Annotated in this window: 18 protein-coding genes and 1 tRNA gene; 2 read left to right on the top strand and 17 right to left on the bottom strand. The window is 41.9% G+C overall.

The window, feature by feature from the left end; all coding sequences use genetic code 11:
* Window positions 1-131: 131 nt before the first annotated feature.
* From trpA to ciss_RS05390, 10 genes are all read right to left on the bottom strand, one after another.
* A complete protein-coding gene (gene trpA, locus ciss_RS05435) occupies window positions 132-935 on the bottom strand; it encodes a tryptophan synthase subunit alpha (protein ID WP_075865281.1) in 804 nt (267 codons plus the stop codon).
* Window positions 928-2,136, bottom strand: a complete 1,209-nt coding sequence (gene trpB, locus ciss_RS05430; RefSeq protein WP_075865280.1) for a tryptophan synthase subunit beta — start codon at window positions 2,134-2,136, stop codon at window positions 928-930. The genes trpA and trpB overlap by 8 nt, the downstream gene beginning before the upstream one ends.
* Window positions 2,117-2,779 carry a phosphoribosylanthranilate isomerase gene (locus ciss_RS05425; protein ID WP_075865279.1) on the bottom strand — a complete coding sequence of 221 codons (663 nt, stop codon included), beginning with the start codon at window positions 2,777-2,779 and terminating at the stop codon, window positions 2,117-2,119. The genes trpB and ciss_RS05425 overlap by 20 nt, the downstream gene beginning before the upstream one ends.
* The gene (gene trpC / locus ciss_RS05420; protein WP_075865278.1) at window positions 2,776-3,570 is read right to left on the bottom strand and encodes an indole-3-glycerol phosphate synthase TrpC; all 795 of its coding nucleotides are present in this window, start codon (window positions 3,568-3,570) and stop codon (window positions 2,776-2,778) included. The genes ciss_RS05425 and trpC overlap by 4 nt, the downstream gene beginning before the upstream one ends.
* Window positions 3,570-4,589 (bottom strand): anthranilate phosphoribosyltransferase, encoded by a 1,020-nt coding sequence (gene trpD, locus ciss_RS05415; protein ID WP_235837256.1) that lies wholly within the window; start codon window positions 4,587-4,589, stop codon window positions 3,570-3,572. Before trpD ends, trpC begins: the two co-directional genes overlap by 1 nt.
* 24 nt (window positions 4,590-4,613) lie before the next feature.
* Complete coding sequence (locus tag ciss_RS05410) at window positions 4,614-5,183, bottom strand: anthranilate synthase component II (RefSeq protein WP_075865276.1); 570 nt, start codon at window positions 5,181-5,183, stop codon at window positions 4,614-4,616.
* A complete protein-coding gene (trpE, locus tag ciss_RS05405; protein WP_075865275.1) occupies window positions 5,180-6,643 on the bottom strand; it encodes an anthranilate synthase component I in 1,464 nt (487 codons plus the stop codon). The genes ciss_RS05410 and trpE overlap by 4 nt, the downstream gene beginning before the upstream one ends.
* A gap of 21 nt (window positions 6,644-6,664) precedes the next feature.
* Window positions 6,665-7,438, bottom strand: coding sequence for a 3-deoxy-7-phosphoheptulonate synthase (aroF, locus tag ciss_RS05400; RefSeq protein ID WP_235837259.1), 774 nt, complete (start codon window positions 7,436-7,438; stop codon window positions 6,665-6,667).
* Between the two features lie 215 nt (window positions 7,439-7,653).
* Window positions 7,654-8,481, bottom strand: a complete 828-nt coding sequence (gene ytxC / locus ciss_RS05395; protein WP_075865273.1) for a putative sporulation protein YtxC — start codon at window positions 8,479-8,481, stop codon at window positions 7,654-7,656.
* A 119-nt stretch (window positions 8,482-8,600) separates the two neighbouring features.
* Window positions 8,601-8,675 (bottom strand) — tRNA-Val (locus tag ciss_RS05390).
* 114 nt (window positions 8,676-8,789) lie between these two features.
* Between ciss_RS05390 and pdaB the strand changes: the two genes are divergently transcribed.
* A complete protein-coding gene (gene pdaB, locus ciss_RS05385) occupies window positions 8,790-9,536 on the top strand; it encodes a polysaccharide deacetylase family sporulation protein PdaB (RefSeq protein WP_075865272.1) in 747 nt (248 codons plus the stop codon).
* Here the strand turns inward: pdaB and ciss_RS05380 are convergent.
* The 3 genes from ciss_RS05380 to ilvN all read right to left on the bottom strand — a co-directional run bounded on the left by ciss_RS05380 (window position 9,508) and on the right by ilvN (window position 11,951).
* Window positions 9,508-10,836, bottom strand: a complete 1,329-nt coding sequence (locus tag ciss_RS05380; RefSeq protein ID WP_166503991.1) for an MATE family efflux transporter — start codon at window positions 10,834-10,836, stop codon at window positions 9,508-9,510. The two genes, pdaB and ciss_RS05380, sit on opposite strands and share 29 nt — an antisense overlap.
* A 92-nt stretch (window positions 10,837-10,928) precedes the next feature.
* Complete coding sequence (locus tag ciss_RS05375) at window positions 10,929-11,399, bottom strand: YhcN/YlaJ family sporulation lipoprotein (RefSeq protein WP_075865270.1); 471 nt, start codon at window positions 11,397-11,399, stop codon at window positions 10,929-10,931.
* Between the two features lie 57 nt (window positions 11,400-11,456).
* The gene (gene ilvN, locus ciss_RS05370) at window positions 11,457-11,951 is read right to left on the bottom strand and encodes an acetolactate synthase small subunit (RefSeq protein ID WP_011344497.1); all 495 of its coding nucleotides are present in this window, start codon (window positions 11,949-11,951) and stop codon (window positions 11,457-11,459) included.
* Between the two features lie 79 nt (window positions 11,952-12,030).
* On the opposite strand from ilvN, the gene ciss_RS05365 reads away from it, so the two are divergent.
* Window positions 12,031-12,690 (top strand): TVP38/TMEM64 family protein, encoded by a 660-nt coding sequence (locus ciss_RS05365; protein ID WP_075865269.1) that lies wholly within the window; start codon window positions 12,031-12,033, stop codon window positions 12,688-12,690.
* A gap of 41 nt (window positions 12,691-12,731) precedes the next feature.
* Here ciss_RS05365 and ciss_RS05360 read toward each other — a convergent pair whose 3' ends face one another.
* The 4 genes from ciss_RS05360 to ciss_RS13540 all read right to left on the bottom strand — a co-directional run.
* Entirely contained in the window at window positions 12,732-12,941 is a 210-nt protein-coding gene (locus tag ciss_RS05360) for a DUF1858 domain-containing protein (protein ID WP_075865268.1), read from the bottom strand.
* 30 nt (window positions 12,942-12,971) lie between these two features.
* A complete protein-coding gene (locus ciss_RS05355; RefSeq protein WP_075865267.1) occupies window positions 12,972-13,973 on the bottom strand; it encodes an MBL fold metallo-hydrolase in 1,002 nt (333 codons plus the stop codon).
* A 13-nt stretch (window positions 13,974-13,986) separates the two neighbouring features.
* Window positions 13,987-16,032, bottom strand: coding sequence for a heterodisulfide reductase-related iron-sulfur binding cluster (locus ciss_RS05350; protein ID WP_077177464.1), 2,046 nt, complete (start codon window positions 16,030-16,032; stop codon window positions 13,987-13,989).
* A 75-nt stretch (window positions 16,033-16,107) separates the two neighbouring features.
* On the bottom strand, window positions 16,108-16,411 hold a 304-nt coding region (locus ciss_RS13540), incomplete at its 5' end, for an electron transfer flavoprotein subunit alpha/FixB family protein (protein WP_235837254.1).

Genomic DNA, 16,411 nt, shown 5'->3' with positions numbered 1-16,411 from the left:
AATTCTCTTTACCTCCTCAATTATTTAAAATATAGCAAATAATTGTTTTAAAAGCAATAAATAAAAATACCGCATAAGCTCCTTTAATTTTTAGAGCTTCTGCGGTAGTAGATTTTTTTATAATAAAGCAATTATAAAACTGATTTTAATGTTTGTACTTTTTTTGCTATTAATTCTAACATCTTATCTTTTTTTATTTCTCCTTTAGTATAGTCTTCAATAATCTCTACTAATGCACTTCCCACAATAACACCATCGCAGTAATCTTTAATGTATGCTATCTGCTCTGGTTTCCCAATCCCAAATCCTAAACAAACGGGTAACTCGGTTAACTTTTTTACTTTTTGCAATAAAGATTTAACCTCTGCTGGCAAACTATCCCGTGCCCCCGTGACCCCGGTTACCGACACACAATAAATAAATCCTGAAGCGTGACCCACAATCCTTTCAAGCCGCTTTTGCCCGGTTGTTGGAGCAACCAAAGGAATTAAGTCAAGGCCGTATCCCGCAGCCGCCGCCCTTATTTCCTCGCCTTCTTCCGCCGGAAGGTCGGGAATTATAAGGCCATCAGCTCCAGCCACCGCTGCCCGCCGCAAAAACTCGTCTATCCCTATTTGGAGAATCGGATTGAGGTAGGACATAATGACCAGCGGTAAAGATAGCTCCTGGCGGGCAGCCGCTATCAGTGCCAGTACTTCTTCCGGACCGCTACCGGCAGCCAGAGCCCGCTGCCCGGCCCTCTGAATCACCGGTCCATCGGCTAAAGGGTCAGAAAAAGGTAAGCCCACCTCGATAAGGTCGGCTCCAGACGCTGCCAGGGTTTTGATAATTTCCAGAGAAAGAGTAAGATTTGGGTCTCCTCCCATCGTATAGGCAATAAGGGCTTTTTCCCCTCGGCTCCGTTTTTCCGCAAATACTTGACCAATCCTACTCACCCAGGGTCACCCCCAATTCGCGGGCCACGGTGTAGACATCCTTATCTCCCCGGCCGGAAAGGTTGATTACTACTATTTTTTCTGACTCAAGCTCCCGGGCAAGCTCCACTCCCTTGGCCACAGCATGGGCGCTTTCCAGAGCCGGCAGAATACCCTCCGTTTTCGCTAAAAGTTTAAATGCTTCTAAAGCTTCTTCATCGGTAACTGCTGTATACTCCACCCTGCCAATATCTTTAAGGTACGCATGTTCCGGGCCTACCCCGGGGTAGTCCAATCCTGCCGAAATGGAATGAGCCTCTACAATCTGGCCTCGATCATCCTGTAAAACATAAGACTTAGCTCCGTGTAAAACTCCCACCTTCCCCCGGCTTAAGGTTGCAGCATGCCGCCCGCTTTCCAGCCCTAATCCTGCCGCCTCTACCCCAACTAACCGCACCTCCTCTTCGAGAAAAGGATAAAACATCCCTATAGCATTACTTCCCCCACCAACACACGCTACAATTAAGTCAGGGAGTCTTCCTTCCTGCGCTAAGACTTGTGCTTTGGTTTCCTCCCCGATCACCTTTTGAAAATCCCGAACAATAGTGGGATAGGGATGTGGTCCACCAACCGAACCAAGGACATAGTAAGTATCCCGAACATGAGTAACCCAGTAGCGAATGGCCTCATTCATAGCATCTTTAAGAGTACGACTACCGGAAGTTACACTTTCCACTTGCGCACCCAAAAGGCGCATGCGGTACACATTTAATTCCTGCCGGCGGACATCCTCTGCCCCCATAAAAATAGTACATTCCAACCCAAACTTTGCCGCCGCCGTAGCGGTAGCTACTCCATGCTGGCCGGCCCCGGTTTCCGCCACTACCTTTTTTTTGCCCATGCGCCGCGCCAGCAGAACCTGACCTATGGTATTGTTAATTTTGTGGGCACCGGTATGGGCAAGGTCTTCCCGTTTGAGATAAATCTTTGCCCCTCCTACATACCGGGACAGGCTTTCGGCAAAATAAAGAGGCGTAGGCCGTCCGGCATAATGTTGCAAATAAAAGGTTAATTCCGCTTGAAATGAACGATCTTTTTTAACTTCCTCGTAAGCCTCTATCAGCTCATCTAAAGCTGCCATTAAAGTCTCTGGAACAAATTGCCCACCGTAGGGGCCAAAATATCCTCGAGCATCTGGCAATTTATAGTTTTTTAAACTCATTTTCCGACCTCCTGACCGCTTGGATAAATGCTTCTATCCGGAAATAATCCTTGATTCCCGGGGCTTTTTCCACCCCGCTGGAAACATCAACACCATAAGGTTTGACCTGCTTTAAAGCTTTCCCAACATTTTCAGGATTTAGGCCTCCGGCTAAAAACCAGGGCTTTTCTATCTTCAGCCCCTGAAGAATTTGCCAGTTAAAGGTTTTCCCGCTGCCACCAAATGTATTGCCGGAAGACGTATCAAAGAGAAAAGCGTGAACATACTTTTCGTAAATTGCTATTTGTCTCTGAAGTTCTTCGGTATCAGTTTCTATCGGTACAGGGATACTTTTAATAATTTTCGCGCGAATTTTTTCCTTAAGCTTACCGCAATATTCGGAACTTTCGCCACCGTGAAGCTGAACAACATCTAAATTGCAGAACGCTGCTATTTGAGCCACTTCCTCCACATCCATATTAGCCACAACTCCTACGGCGGCAACAAACGGGGGAAGAATTTCTGTAATTTCCCTGACTACTACTGGCTTCACCTGCCGCGGACTATTAGCGAAGACAAAACCTATGGCGTCAGCTCCAGCCAGGGAAGCTTTCAGGGCAGTTTCCTTATCTTTAATCCCACAAATTTTTACCCTAACCCTCATGCCAGCAGCACCTCCAATGCTTTCCCGGGATCTGGAGCCCGCATTAAAGCTTCACCGATGAGAATTCCGTGATAACCTGCAGTCATTAAAGCCTTGATATCCTCTTTGCTTCGAATACCGCTTTCACTTACCATCACTACTCCTGCTTCTTTTAGAACGGGAGCCAGTTTTAATGAAACATCAATCTTAGTGGTAAAGGTACGTAAGTCGCGGTTGTTTATGCCAATTAGCCTTGCTCCTGCTGTTAAAGCTTTCTCGACTTCCTCTAAACTGTGAGCCTCAACCAACGCCTCCATGCCAAGGCCTTCGGTTATTTTAATCATTTCCTTTAATTCTTCTGCCGCCAAAAGAGAAGTTATAAGAAGAACGGCATCTGCTCCCAGTACCTTAGCTTCATAAATTTGGTAGGGGTCTATTATAAAATCTTTTCGTAAAAGGGGCAACGAAACTACCGCCCTCACTGCATTAAGATACTCCGGTGAACCCAAAAAATAATCCTCCTCCGTTAAAACTGAAATCGCTGCTGCCCCGCTTTTGGCATATCCCCGAGCTACTTCTTCCGGCTCAAGCTGCTCCCGTAATACACCTTTGGAAGGAGACGCTTTTTTAATCTCGGCAATTACTCCCACCTTCCCTTTTGCTTTTTCTCTAAGTAAAGCTTGAGTTAGGGAAAGGGGCAAACGGTGGCTAATTTGTTCTTCCGCCATCCTCCGCATTTCCCAAAAAGGAATTTTCTTTTTGGCCTGACTAACCTTTTCCCGACGGACCTGGACAATTTTTTCGAGGAACATCACCCTGCCTCCTTGATTTCATGGCTTAGACGGCGTAATTTTTCCAGCTTCTCTGCTGCCAACCCCTTATCAATACTTTCCCGGGCCATTACAAGTGCTTCCCGAAAATCATTTACACCCCCGGCCATTATGCCAAAAGCAGCATTTAAAATAACCACATCCCTCAATGGGCCCGGTTTCCCATCTAAAATTTCCTGCAATAACCGGGCATTTTCAAAAGCATCTCCCCCTTGTAAATCTTTTAAGCTGCAGTAAGAAAAACCGTAAGAAAGCGGATCAAAAAGGTAGCTTTCGATTTTACCCCGGTTTAACGCATAAACCCGGGTAGGACCGGTTAGCGAAACCTCATCCACTCCTCCGTGTCCGTGAACTACAAAAGCTCGTTCAACCCCCAAATTACTTAAAACTCTCGCCAAAGTTTCCTGCAGCTCAGGAGTAAAAACCCCTAATACCTGGCCCACAATATTTGCGGGGTTGGCTAAAGGTCCCAAAATATTAAAGACAGTCCGCACACCTATCTCCCGCCGGGTTTTAGCCACATGCCGCATAGCTGGATGCAAATTTGGAGCAAAAAGAAAACCAATACCTATTTCATCAACACAGCGGGCTACTTCCCGGGCATCTAAATCAATATTCACCCCCAGAGCTTCTAAAACATCGGCACTACCGGAACGACTGGAAACGCTTCGGTTTCCGTGTTTTGCCACAGGTATACCGGCACCGGCAACAACAAAAGCAGCTGCAGTAGAGATATTGAAAGTTTGCCGGCCATCTCCCCCGGTTCCACAGGTATCCACCAATCCTTCAGTTTGAGTAATTACCCTTCTTGCCTTTTCCCGCAGCGCCAGCGCAAAAGCGGAAATTTCTTCTTCCGTTTCCCCTTTCATTTTTAACGCCACCAAAAATGCCGCTACCTGCGCTTCGGTATACTTTCCCTCCATAAGTTCGTTCATTGTGGCCCGTGCTTCGGAAAAATTTAAGTTTTCTCCTCTCATCAATCTCTCTAAAACTTCTCTCACCAAAACTCGCCTCCCCTTTTTACCTTAAGCTTGATACTCAAGGAAATTAAGCAATAATTCTTTGCCATACTCGGTCATTATCGATTCCGGATGAAACTGTACCCCTTCTACTGCCCAGGTCCGGTGGCGGATTCCCATGATTGTTCCCTCTGCAGTAGTTGCAGTTATTATAAGTTCCTGGGGTAACCCCTCTTTATCTACGACCAGGGAATGATAACGCGTAGCTCGAAAAGGATTTGGTAACCCTTTGTAGATTCCCTGACCATCATGGTATATTAGAGAAGTTTTCCCATGCACCGGAATTTTATCCTGGATAACCTTTCCGCCAAAGGCCTGACCTATCACCTGGTGCCCCAGACAAACTCCTAAAATTGGTATTTTCCCAGCAAAAAAGCGTACTACATCCAACGAAATCCCCGCTTCATTAGGAGTACAAGGCCCGGGAGAAATAATGATATGGGTTGGCTTCATCTCTCTAATCTCCGAAAGGGTTATGCGGTCATTACGCCGGACCACAACCCGGTGCCCTATTTCACCCAAATATTGCACCAGGTTGTAGGTAAAAGAATCGTAATTATCTATCAGTAAAATCACTTATTAATCCCCCCGTTAAAACAAAATTCAGCTGTACCCGTTACCGCTTCTGCCATTGCCCGGGCTTTATTTATTGTTTCTTGGTATTCTCGCTCGGGATCCGAATCCCAAACAATCCCGGCCCCGGCTTGAAAATAAACCATTTCATCTTTTACCCAGAGGGTTCGAATGGTAATGCACGTATTCATTTCCCCGGTAAAGCTTATATATCCTACCGCTCCCGCATAAGGCCCTCGAGGTACCGGTTCTAACTCATCAATAATTTCCATTGCCCTAATCTTGGGTGCTCCGGAAACGGTTCCTGCAGGAAACACTGCTTTTAGCACATCAACGGGATTAAATTTCCTTTCTACTTCTCCTTGAACGGTAGAAACAATGTGCATTACGTGAGAAAACTCCTCTACTTTAAAAAACTCAGTTACTTTAACGCTGCCCGGTCGACAAACTTTGCCCAGGTCGTTTCGTCCCAAATCAACCAGCATCAAATGTTCTGCCCGCTCTTTTTCATCGGCCAGAAGTTCCCGCGCAAGGCGTAAATCTTCCTCTTGCTGACCGGTTCTTGGTCTGGTACCGGCAATTGGCCTGGTCTCTACTATCCCTCCTTCCATCCGTACCAGCATTTCCGGTGAAGCCCCTATAAGTTTGAGCTCGCCAAAATCCAAGAAAAACATGTAGGGGGAAGGGTTAAGCCGCCGCAAACGCCGGTAAATATTAAAAGGCGCTTCCAGGCTGGGGAAAGAAAAACGCTGGGATAAAACTACCTGAAAAATATCTCCCGCTTTAATATAATCCTTGGCCTTTTCCACCATAGTGCAAAAATCCCTTTTAGTCATAGTCGCATTACAACTACTTCGTTCTGGTTTACCAGTTAATGCCCAGTTTTCAGAAGTTGTTAGATTAGTTAACTTACCGATAATCTCTTTAATTGAATCCTGTGCCCGCAGGTATGCTGCTTTTTCCCCTTCTTTTTGAGGAAGGGTATTGATCACGATTTTCAGGGTATGATAACGGTGGTCAAATACCAAAACCTTCTCCGGAAACATTAAACGAAAAAGTTCTTCATCCTCCCGGGCATGTCGGCAACTCCGCAAATTTTCCAGTTTATATACAAGGCCGTAACTAAAATACCCCACAGCTCCTCCGTAAAAAGGTAAACCGGCTACAGGCGGTCCTTTTAAGTTAAAAAGCTGTGACGAAACGACCTCTAAATTGCGACCGGTTACCACTTTAAAAGGGTCATAACCAATAAAGGAAAAACGGGCCGTTTTTTCATTCCCCGGTGCACTTTCCAGTAAAAAGGAAATTCCTTTATCCAGTGCCAAATATTGATATAAGGTAATAGGGGTTAAAGTGTCGGCTAAAAGTTCAACCATAACCGGCACTACCTGGTAATGTTCTGCATATGCACTATACTCTTCCCAATTAGGAGTTAAATCTAACTCCGAATAAACTTTGCTCATCTCGTCCCTTCTCCTTTCTTTTTATAACCTCTTTCCCGCTACATGCACCCATGGCTTTAATTCTTTTATCAATCGGTCGTATTCCTGAAAATTTAAAGACTGCTGACCATCACTTAACGCTCTTTCTGGCTCCGGATGAATCTCAATTAAAAGCCCATCCGCTCCCGCTGCAACCGCTGCTTTAGCTAACGACAGTATAATATCCCTGCGTCCGGCAGCATGGCTGGGATCAACAATTACCGGATAAGGAGTTAGCTTTTTTAGTAACGGAACAGCACTGATGTCAAGCGTATTTCGCGTCATCGTTTCAAAAGTTCTAATACCTCTTTCACATAGAATTATTTTTCTGTTACCTCCTTTTTCAAGATACGCAACCGCTCCCAGCCATTCTTCCAGGGTAGCAGCTAAACCTCTTTTTAAAAGTACCGGTTTATCAACCTTTGCTAAAAGTTTTAACAAAGCATAGTTTTGCATATTTCGACTGCCTACCTGTAAGATGTCGGCTACAGGTAAAGCTTTATTAAGAGAATCTTCATCTATAACTTCCGTTACCACTAAAAGTCCTGTTTCGGCTTTGGCTAATGCCAGGTATTTTAAAGCCTCCTCGCCTAACCCTTGAAAACTTTCTGGCCGGGTTCTCGGCTTAAAAGCTCCTCCCCTTAAACCAACGGCGCCACTGTTCTTAACAATTTTTGCCGTCTCTATTATTTGCTCTAAATTTTCCACCGCACAAGGTCCGGCAAAAACTAAAAACCGATTACCTTTTAGCAAATCATCCCAAATCTTTAAATCCACAAACAACCTCGTACCTCCTTTAAAACCATTTTTTACCACAGAAACAAAAAACCAGCACTAAACTGAGTGCTGGTTTTGCCCTACTCTCGTACTAACCCGCCCTCAGCTCAGCTCCCCTCAACTCAACTCATCTCAACTCGTCTCTTAGAAATATTTTATTTTTATTGAAAAAGTTTACCTCATAGACTAACCCCAAGTCAACAATTTTTTTCTTTTTATCGTTCCCGGTAACCCTCACATTTTGTACATATTTCAACCCTTTCCGCAAAAATATCTTTAATTGGTTTAAGATCAAAATTTATTGAGTCATCATGCCGGTGAATAATAATTTTTTCTGGAGCTAATGATATTAATGCGCTAATTAAGATATCTTCAAGAAATAACCTCTGGCCTTGGGTCAATAAATTTTTAACAAACTCGTCTTCAACTTTCCTCTGGTGCTCATCGACAAAGACTAAATATCCATTAACCCAAAAAACCTGAACCATTTTTACTTTAACAGGCTGAATTTCAAGAAAATATTTTACTACCTTTATAAACTCCTGATATTCTTTTTCCAAAATTTGTTCTTCCACCGCCAGGTCAAGGGAATGATAAATTTCACTTACCTCTTTTTGCAAACGAAAAAGAATAAAGCCATCAAGATTAATCAGGGAATTTTCCAGCAAAAACTCATAAATTTTTTTTCCGATCTCTCTCTCGCGGTCCATTGTTAATATTTTTACAGCGTTATTTTTTATTCTTTCTAACTCCTCCCTTTTAAAGTAAGGATATTCAAAAGTTGCAATCTTTGAAATTAAATCTTTCTCCCAAAAATCAACATAAATCTTTGCCAAAATCGAGCTCACTTTTTTTAAAAAATAGGCGTTTGTAGAAGATAATAAATTTGCCTTAATAATGTTTAAAGCCAGGAATTTATACTTCCCGGCTTGATATTTGTCCAAGTTTAATATGCCTTTTTTGATTTGCTCGGCTAAACCGATCTTAAGAAGCGCTTCTATTTCATCACTATAACGACTTGTAGCAATTATAATGTGGTTCATCAAAATCACCTCTTCTACTGCTATTATATGAGTTTAAAAATAAGCGTATACACTAAAAAAATGGCTAAAAAGTTATAAAAAAACAAAAAAACCGGCAAGTGCCGGTATCATCCTTTATCTGGTGGGCGGGACAGGGATCGAACCTGTGACCTTCTGCGCGTCAAGCAGACGTTCTCCCACTGAACTACCCGCCCGTCTGCTCTTATATTATTACTTATTTCATAAATAAAGTCAAGTAGGAAAATAAATCATAATTTTAACTTCAAGTACATAAGTTTTAACAAAACCTACGAAAGGAGAATTTTTAAATGAAAGTTTTCTTCTTTAATTACAAAAAACTCTGGCAATATACCCTTATCCTTATTTTTGCCATCTTAATTGGATTGGTATTTTACCATTATTTAACCGAGCCGGTAGTAAAACCGCAAATTATCGATTTATACCCGGTATATAAAGTGGAAACCAGTAAAAAAGTTGTAGCCCTGACCTTTGATTTAAGCTGGGGAACAAAAACTTACAAGCCGATTCTCAATACACTAAAAAAAGAAAATATTAAAGCAACCTTTTTTCTCTCCGGTCCCTGGGCCAAAAAACATCCGGAAATTGTTCGGGAAATTGTCAACGACGGCCATGAAATCGGTAGCCACGGACACCGCCATGTAAATTACACCGGTTTAAGCCCGGGGGAGATTAAAAAAGAAGTTCTCCTGGCCCATGAAGCCATAAAAGAAGCAAGTAATAAAACTCCAACCATCATCCGCCTACCTAACGGAGATTATAACAAAACTGTTATCAAAACCCTAAGAGAAATAGGTTATACTGCCATTCAATGGAGCGTTGATTCTTTAGATTGGAAAAATCCCGGAGAAGAAATAATTTTAAAACGCGTTTTGGAAAAAATTCACCCCGGAGCCATAATTTTAATGCATGCCAGTGATACCTGTAAACAAACCGGTCAGGTATTGCCGGAAATTATTAAAGGCTTAAAAAAACAGGGCTATACTTTTATTACCGTTTCCCATTTGCTTACTTTTGGTCCCGCTGCAATTCAGTAACAGACCACCAGTGGCCTTTTTGAAAAAGGTAAAGATAAATTGACATTAAGATGCTCCATTGAAGCACGCTAACTATCCAGGCATAGGAAACATCATATTTATTTAAAACGAACAAATACCAAAATAACGGAAGTCTAAAAAGCCACATCCCCGCGGTGGTAAGATAAAAAGGTATTTTTGTGTTCCCAACTCCTCGATACACCGACCCAAGCACCATTTCAATTCCGGTAGGAATCTGTTCAAAAGCACCAATCTTTAGGCATACTTTTATTTTTTCAAGTACATCAACGTCTTTGGTAAACAACAATCCCAGTTGCCAGGGAAAGAAAAAAAAGATTATTCCCATTAAACCCATACCCAAAATTGTTAAAACTAATGTTTTTTCAATGTAGCTTTTTGCTTTTTGATAATTCCCTTCACCGTAAAATCTCGCAGCAAACGAGTAGGCAGCAATTGCCAAGCCATAGCCGGGCATAAAGGCAAGAGACTCAATGTAGATGGCAATCTCGTTTGCCGCAAAGCTAACTGCCCCAAGCTTAACTAAAATAAAACTTACCACCACCCGTCCTAACGAAAAACTGCCTTCTTCTAAAGCCGCAGGAATACTAATTTGTATAATCTTTTTTAAATATGCTCTTGTTTCAAACCATTGAAGTTTTAAACTTAATTTTTTTTCAATTAACCCAATGTAACCCAGAGTAATTATCGACCCCAAAGTTAGAGAAATTCCAGAAGCTAATGCAGCCCCCGCGGGCCCCAGTTTTGGAAAACCAAGTTTTCCAAATATTAAAACATAATCTAAAAAAATATTTAAACAATTAATAACAACAGCGGTATAAAGGGGAACCCTGGTTTGGCCTATCGCCCGCAGTAAACCATTGCCAACAAAAACCAGAAGAGCAAAAACAGCAAACTTTCCTATTGTTTTTAAATAACTTATGGTTACCACAGCAATATTTTTATCTATTTTAAGGGCAGGCAAGAGTAACTCTACTATGTACGGTAAGAAAAATAACAAAAACCCGGCAAAAAGAGCCAAAAGCAATGAGTAAGAAAAAAACTTTTTTACCTCTTCCTCTTTTTTGGCCCCTAATGCCTGAGCAGCCAGAGCTCCACCGCCGGTACCAATTGCAGCAAAGACAAAATAAGTACTAAAAATTATCTGCGCTCCAAGACTAACACCTGCTACTGCAGTAGCTCCAAGCCTTCCAACCATCGCTGTATCAACTATACCTACAACCATATGTAAAATCATTTCCAAAACCGCTGGTAAAGCTACTTTAATAATCTCTAAATACACTTCCCACCCCCCTTTCTCTTTAGCCACCTTTTTCGATTTTACCATATAAAGCCTGGTAAATAAAAGAAAAACCCGGGCACCTTGCACCCGGGCTACTTACGTTTAGGTACCATCCGTCTTTTGATTTCATCCAGCTCCCGCATTAAAGACGATAACGGCCTTCCTTTGGCCAAACCCTCGGCCACATGGCGAATTCTTGTTACTGTATCGGCATCAGTAGTAACATAAACCCTTTTTAAACGTGGCTCCGCTGATTTAACACGGTTTGCTGCTTCTTCTTTAATTCTGTCCGTTTCGCTTTTTTCCACCCCCGCCACTAAATCCAGTCCCACATACGCCGTACTGCCGGTTATTACCGCGGTTGCTCTTTTCACTTTTTCTGTTTTTGCGGCTTCCCGAGCTATTTTCTTTGCAATTTTGTTTAGCTCCGTTTGATTAGTGGGTAGAGTAGTGGGTGAACCTCCTGGAGGAACCGTTGGTGGCGCAGGCTTTCGCGCTGGTGTACAGGCCACAGTAGCAAATAGCAAAGCCAAAAGCAGCAATATATGTAACCCTTTTTTCATATCATTTCACCTCCGAAAATAGCATAACCATTTTCGGAGGTTATATACAAAGCCTTTTTATAATTCCTTGGCAGGACGCGGTCCTCGGTTCAAAGCTACTTTTCCGGTGCGAACAATTTCCACGATACCGTGATCGGTTAAAACTTCACACAACGCATTAATTTTATCTTCATCACCGGTAAGTTCAATTACCATGGTTTCCCGGTTTACATCAACTATATTAGCCCTAAAGATATTTACAATATTAACAATATCAGCTCGTTTTTCAGGAAGAGCCCGAACTTTAATCAACGCTAACTCCCGAGCAATAGTCTCTTCCATCGGCAGTTCTTTAATTTTAATGACATCAATTAACTTTGATAACTGATTAATCACCTGTTCTAAGACAAGATCATCCCCCTGGACAACAATTGTTATCCTTGTGATGTTAGGTTCTTCGGAATATCCTGCCGTTATACTTTCAATGTTAAACATTCGGCGACTTAATAAACCGGAAATTCGCGCCAGTACCCCTGGTTTGTTTAACACCAGGACAGATAAAGTATGCTTCATAATATGCCCTCCCCAATCTTTTCATTTTATTTATTTTTTGATAAAATTTATCTTGAATTTTTTGCTGGAGAAGATAAAAATGCAAAAAAAGTTTATCTATCTAACCGCAGTCTTTCTAATAATCTTGTTAATTATTCTGGCAGCTTTGTTAACCAATTTTGTCAAGTTCTTCAACCAATTTTCTTCTCCTGCCGAACTTGCTAATTTCATCCGTTCTTTTGGTCTTTTTACAGTAATTGTTAGCCTAATTCTCCTTGTCATTCAAACCTTGTTTACACCTGTACCTTTATTTATCTTAGTAGCTGCCAACGGGTTTATTTTCGGAATCTGGGGTGGAATAATAATTTCACTATCCGGGAGTGTTATGGGGGCAACCATCGCCTTTTTATTAGCCCGATTTTTAGGAAGAAATTTTCTAAGCCGTTTCTTAAAACCGGAGCATTTAAATAAAGTCCACTCTTTTAGCCGCAAAGACGGTCCCAAGGTTGTATTTTTTTCGCGGTTAATTCCCGTATTACCATCAAGTATCGTCAGCTACTTAGCAGGACTCAGTAACATGCGATTTACCCCGTACTTCTTGGCCACTACTTTAGGAAAACTCCCGGAAATTGTAATTTATTCCCTTCTTGGCCACGGTTTTGGTCACTTAGACAATCTGCCAGCTCAACTTCTTCTGGCAATCCTCATAACACTTATCGCCTACTTCTTTTACCGCTGGCACAAGAAAACCGGTCTTTAACAAATTATTTAAAAAAAAATCGCTCACACGAGCGATTTTTTTTATGATTGTGCTTGTTCTGCCACTACTTTATTTAAATCGGCAATTAACTCATCAATATTAATTCCGTGAGCTCGAGCTCCCTGTTCGATATTTTCAAATTGGGCGGCAGCACACCCAAGGCAACCCATACCGTGTTTATAAAATACAGGGATGGTTTTGGGATATTTTGTAACCACTTCTGTAATTGTCATTTCTTTAGTAATTGTCATTCACTACACCTCCGTTTCTTACTCCTTATTTTAAAATTCTTCCTCCGGTTTGTAAAGATAAAAGTACTTTTCATTTAATAGTTTTTTACCTTCTAAACTATTGTCTGAGCTCACAACATATTTCCCATATTTAATCTCGACAAGTTCTGCCTCCCGGAGAAGATCAAGACAACCTAATACTTTGCTTATAACCAGGTAAGTTTGCTCTTTGATTTCATCGGGGTAAAGTTCTTGAGCAATTTCGAACAAATTTGCCTTCTTTAGCTCTTTAACTTTCTCATAAACCTCAAAGGTTTTCTGGTAGTAATGGATTTTAATTTTATCTATTACCTCTTGTAAATTAGAAAATTTATCCTGGTGTGCCGGAAAAACCATTTTCACCGGAAAATCGTAAACCTCATTTAAACTTTCCAAAAAAAGGGGCAAAGTAGCAATCCTTTGCCCCTCAATCTGGTATATCAGGGGATTGGGGAAAATATTTTTTAAGATAAAATCACCGGTAATAAAATAGTTGTTTTTTGTTTCATATAATGAAATATGACCTAAAGAATGTCCAGGAGTATGAATTATCTTAAATTCAAACTTCCCTGTCTTTATTGTTTCCCCGGGAAAAAGGAGTATAATGGAAAAATGATTTTGAAAATATTTTGGAGGTATTTTATATTTATGTTGAACAACCGCATTAACCAGTTGTTGGGGTAAACCCCAACCGTCAACCACTTTTAATACCTTTTCTGCATCCTCATTGAGAAAGTAAACCTCCAGAGGATGAATACGTACCGGAATATCAAACATCTTTGCTATATAACCAGCCAAGCCAAAATGATCCGGATGAAAATGCGTTACAACTATTTCCGACACGTCCCGGATTTCATACCCGTAATTTTTTAATTTAGCTTCCAATGCTAAATAAGAATCATCCGTAGGCGCTCCTGTATCAATCAAAACAAGCTTTTCATCTTCAACTAAATATACGTTTACATCCCCCACCATATAGGGTGTAGGTAAAGTTATTGTTGAAATCCGGGCCATTACTTTCACCTCTTTAAAGCTTCTCAGCCACTAACTCTGCAATATCGTAAACCTTAACCTCCTCGGTCTTGTCAAAAGCCTTAATCCCATCTTCAAGCATGGTAAGGCAGTACGGACAGTTTACCGCAATCCCCTCCGGGCTGGTGTCTAAAGCTTGCCGCGTACGCTCAACGTTAATCCGTTCTCCTAAGGTTTCTTCCATCCACATCCGTCCACCACCGGCGCCGCAGCAGAAGCTGGTTTCTCTGTTCCTGCTCATTTCGGTTAATTTTACTCCTACATTCTTTAATACTTCCCTTGGCTCATTAAATACCCGGTTATACCGCCCCAGGTAGCAGGAATCATGATAGGTAAAGCGACGATTATCGGTGCTATTTAGCTTTATCTTATTTTCTGCAAGGAGCCTGGCAATTAGCTCGCTGTGGTGGATTACCTCGTAATTACCGCCTAACTGCGGATAATCATTTTTCAGGGTATTATAGCAGTGAGGACAGGCGGTAATGATTTTCTTTACTTGATAATTATTCATGGTTTCAATGTTTTCCTGAGCAAGCATTTGATATAAATATTCGTTACCTATTCTCCGGGCAGAATCGCCACAGCATTTTTCTTCGGTACCTAAAATGGCAAATTTAATCCCTGCCGTTTTAAGGATTTTGACTAAGGCCCGGGACACTTTTTTGTTTCTTTCATCAAAGGACCCGGCACAGCCTACCCAGTAGAGATATTCTATTTCTTCGGGGTTTTCTATTTCTCCTAAAATTGGAACCTCCAAACCTTCCGCCCAGTCCGCTCTATTAGCCCAGCCCACACCCCAGGGGTTGCCGTTATTCTCCATATTTCTAAAAGTAAGCTGGACTTCCTGCGGGAAGGAACTTTCCATTAAGACTAAATTCCTTCTTAACTCTATTGTTTTCGGAATGTGCTCTACGTATACCGGACAGACTTCCTGACATGCCCGGCAGGTGGTACATGCCCAAATTGTATCTTCTTCGATAACCTCGCCAATTAATGCCCGGGTCACTGCTTCCTCAACTTCATTAGTAGTCGCTTCTTCACCCAATCCTTTTTTGGCAAGTTCTGCTTTAGCCCTGGCAATTATTACCGGTGCTCTTTCGTTTAAAGCCTCTTTCAGATCCTGAGTCATTTTCTTGGGCGATAACGGCTTTTTCGTAAGGTAAGCGGGACAGTTATCCTGACACCGTCCGCAGCGGGTGCAGCTATCTAAATCTAAAAGCTGTTTCTGGGTAAACTCTTCTACCGTCGACACCCCAAAGGATTCTACATCTTCAGCTTCCAAATCAATTAACGGAAAGGTCTTGGCACTCTGGGGATCCGCCAGAGCCTGGTTGATAGGAGCAGTAAAGATGTGAATTAATTTAGAATACGGAATATAGGCAATAAAGCCAAAAGCTAAAAGCATATGTCCCCACCAGAGAATAACATGCCACAATCTAAGAGTTCCCTCATTGGCTCCGGCAAACAATTGCGCCACTAAATTACCAAAAGGCGAATAGGCCGCCCAGTTATCCCCGGCCACTGCCATGCGGATTCCTTCGACGATATAACCGGTAACCAAAATGATTAATATCAAGAGCAGTGAAATCAGATCGTCGGGCTTATTATCGAGGCGGTCAGGCTTTAGGAGATAGCGACGAATAATGGCCATTAAAACACCAATGATTGCTGCAACCCCACCTACATCGGCTAAAAAACTAAAAAGTAAATAAACGTTGCCGGTAAAAACTTTAATCCCAAAATCCGCCTGGATTGCTACCAGCAAAGTAGTTAAGAATAGCACTGTAAACCCCCAGAAGATACCAAAATGCATTAATCCGGGATATAATTCGTTTAAAATTCTTTTTTGTAAAAATGTTTCTTTCAAAAATCTTCCAAAATCCCATTTAACATCGGTTTTTTGCCCTATTTTCCAGTATTGGTACCGCCGGTACATTCCATAGACGAAAATTGCTAACGCTATTAAAAACAACGGATACATTAAAAACTTGGCGGTGTGGTTTATATTCCAGTAAAGTTCCCGCTGGGGAATTCCATTCACCCTAATCCCTCCCCTTTTGTTTACAACTTTTTCTAAACACAATTTATTAGAGAAGGAAGGCAAAAATGCCTTCCTTTACGATTTTAAAAGCTTTTTAAACTCTTCGGTTAAAAGCGGAACTATTTCAAACAAATCACCGACAATGCCGTAATCGGCAACTTTAAAGATGTTAGCTTCCGGGTCTTTGTTAATGGCTACTATTACCTTGGAGCTGCCCATTCCCGCCAGATGCTGAATTGCCCCCGAAATACCTACGGCGATATACAAACTGGGGGAGACGGTCTTACCGGTCTGGCCTACCTGATACCGGTGCTCCCGCCAGCCGGCATCTACCGCTGCCCGGGAAGCTCCTACCGCTGCTCCTAAAACATCGGCTAAT

The sequence above is a fragment of the Carboxydothermus islandicus genome (genome assembly GCF_001950325.1).
In the GTDB taxonomy this organism is placed as follows: Bacteria; Bacillota; Z-2901; order Carboxydothermales; family Carboxydothermaceae; genus Carboxydothermus; species Carboxydothermus islandicus.
This window is presented reverse-complemented; position numbering and strand designations above follow the sequence as displayed.

Excerpts from the sequence above, each read along its gene's own strand:
- ciss_RS05355 (WP_075865267.1), bottom strand. The coding sequence starts at position 13,973 with ATGGCCCGGATTTCAACAATAACTTTACCTACACCCTATATGGTGGGG.
- trpC (WP_075865278.1), bottom strand. The coding sequence starts at position 3,570 with ATGTTCCTCGAAAAAATTGTCCAGGTCCGTCGGGAAAAGGTTAGTCAG.
- ciss_RS05375 (WP_075865270.1), bottom strand. The coding sequence starts at position 11,399 with ATGAAAAAAGGGTTACATATATTGCTGCTTTTGGCTTTGCTATTTGCT.
- trpE (WP_075865275.1), bottom strand. The coding sequence starts at position 6,643 with ATGAGCAAAGTTTATTCGGAGTTAGATTTAACTCCTAATTGGGAAGAG.
- ciss_RS05360 (WP_075865268.1), bottom strand. The coding sequence starts at position 12,941 with ATGACAATTACTAAAGAAATGACAATTACAGAAGTGGTTACAAAATAT.
- ilvN (WP_011344497.1), bottom strand. The coding sequence starts at position 11,951 with ATGAAGCATACTTTATCTGTCCTGGTGTTAAACAAACCAGGGGTACTG.
- ciss_RS05425 (WP_075865279.1), bottom strand. The coding sequence starts at position 2,779 with ATGAGGGTTAGGGTAAAAATTTGTGGGATTAAAGATAAGGAAACTGCC.
- trpB (WP_075865280.1), bottom strand. The coding sequence starts at position 2,136 with ATGAGTTTAAAAAACTATAAATTGCCAGATGCTCGAGGATATTTTGGC.
- ytxC (WP_075865273.1), bottom strand. The coding sequence starts at position 8,481 with ATGAACCACATTATAATTGCTACAAGTCGTTATAGTGATGAAATAGAA.
- pdaB (WP_075865272.1), top strand. The coding sequence starts at position 8,790 with ATGAAAGTTTTCTTCTTTAATTACAAAAAACTCTGGCAATATACCCTT.
- ciss_RS05365 (WP_075865269.1), top strand. The coding sequence starts at position 12,031 with ATGCAAAAAAAGTTTATCTATCTAACCGCAGTCTTTCTAATAATCTTG.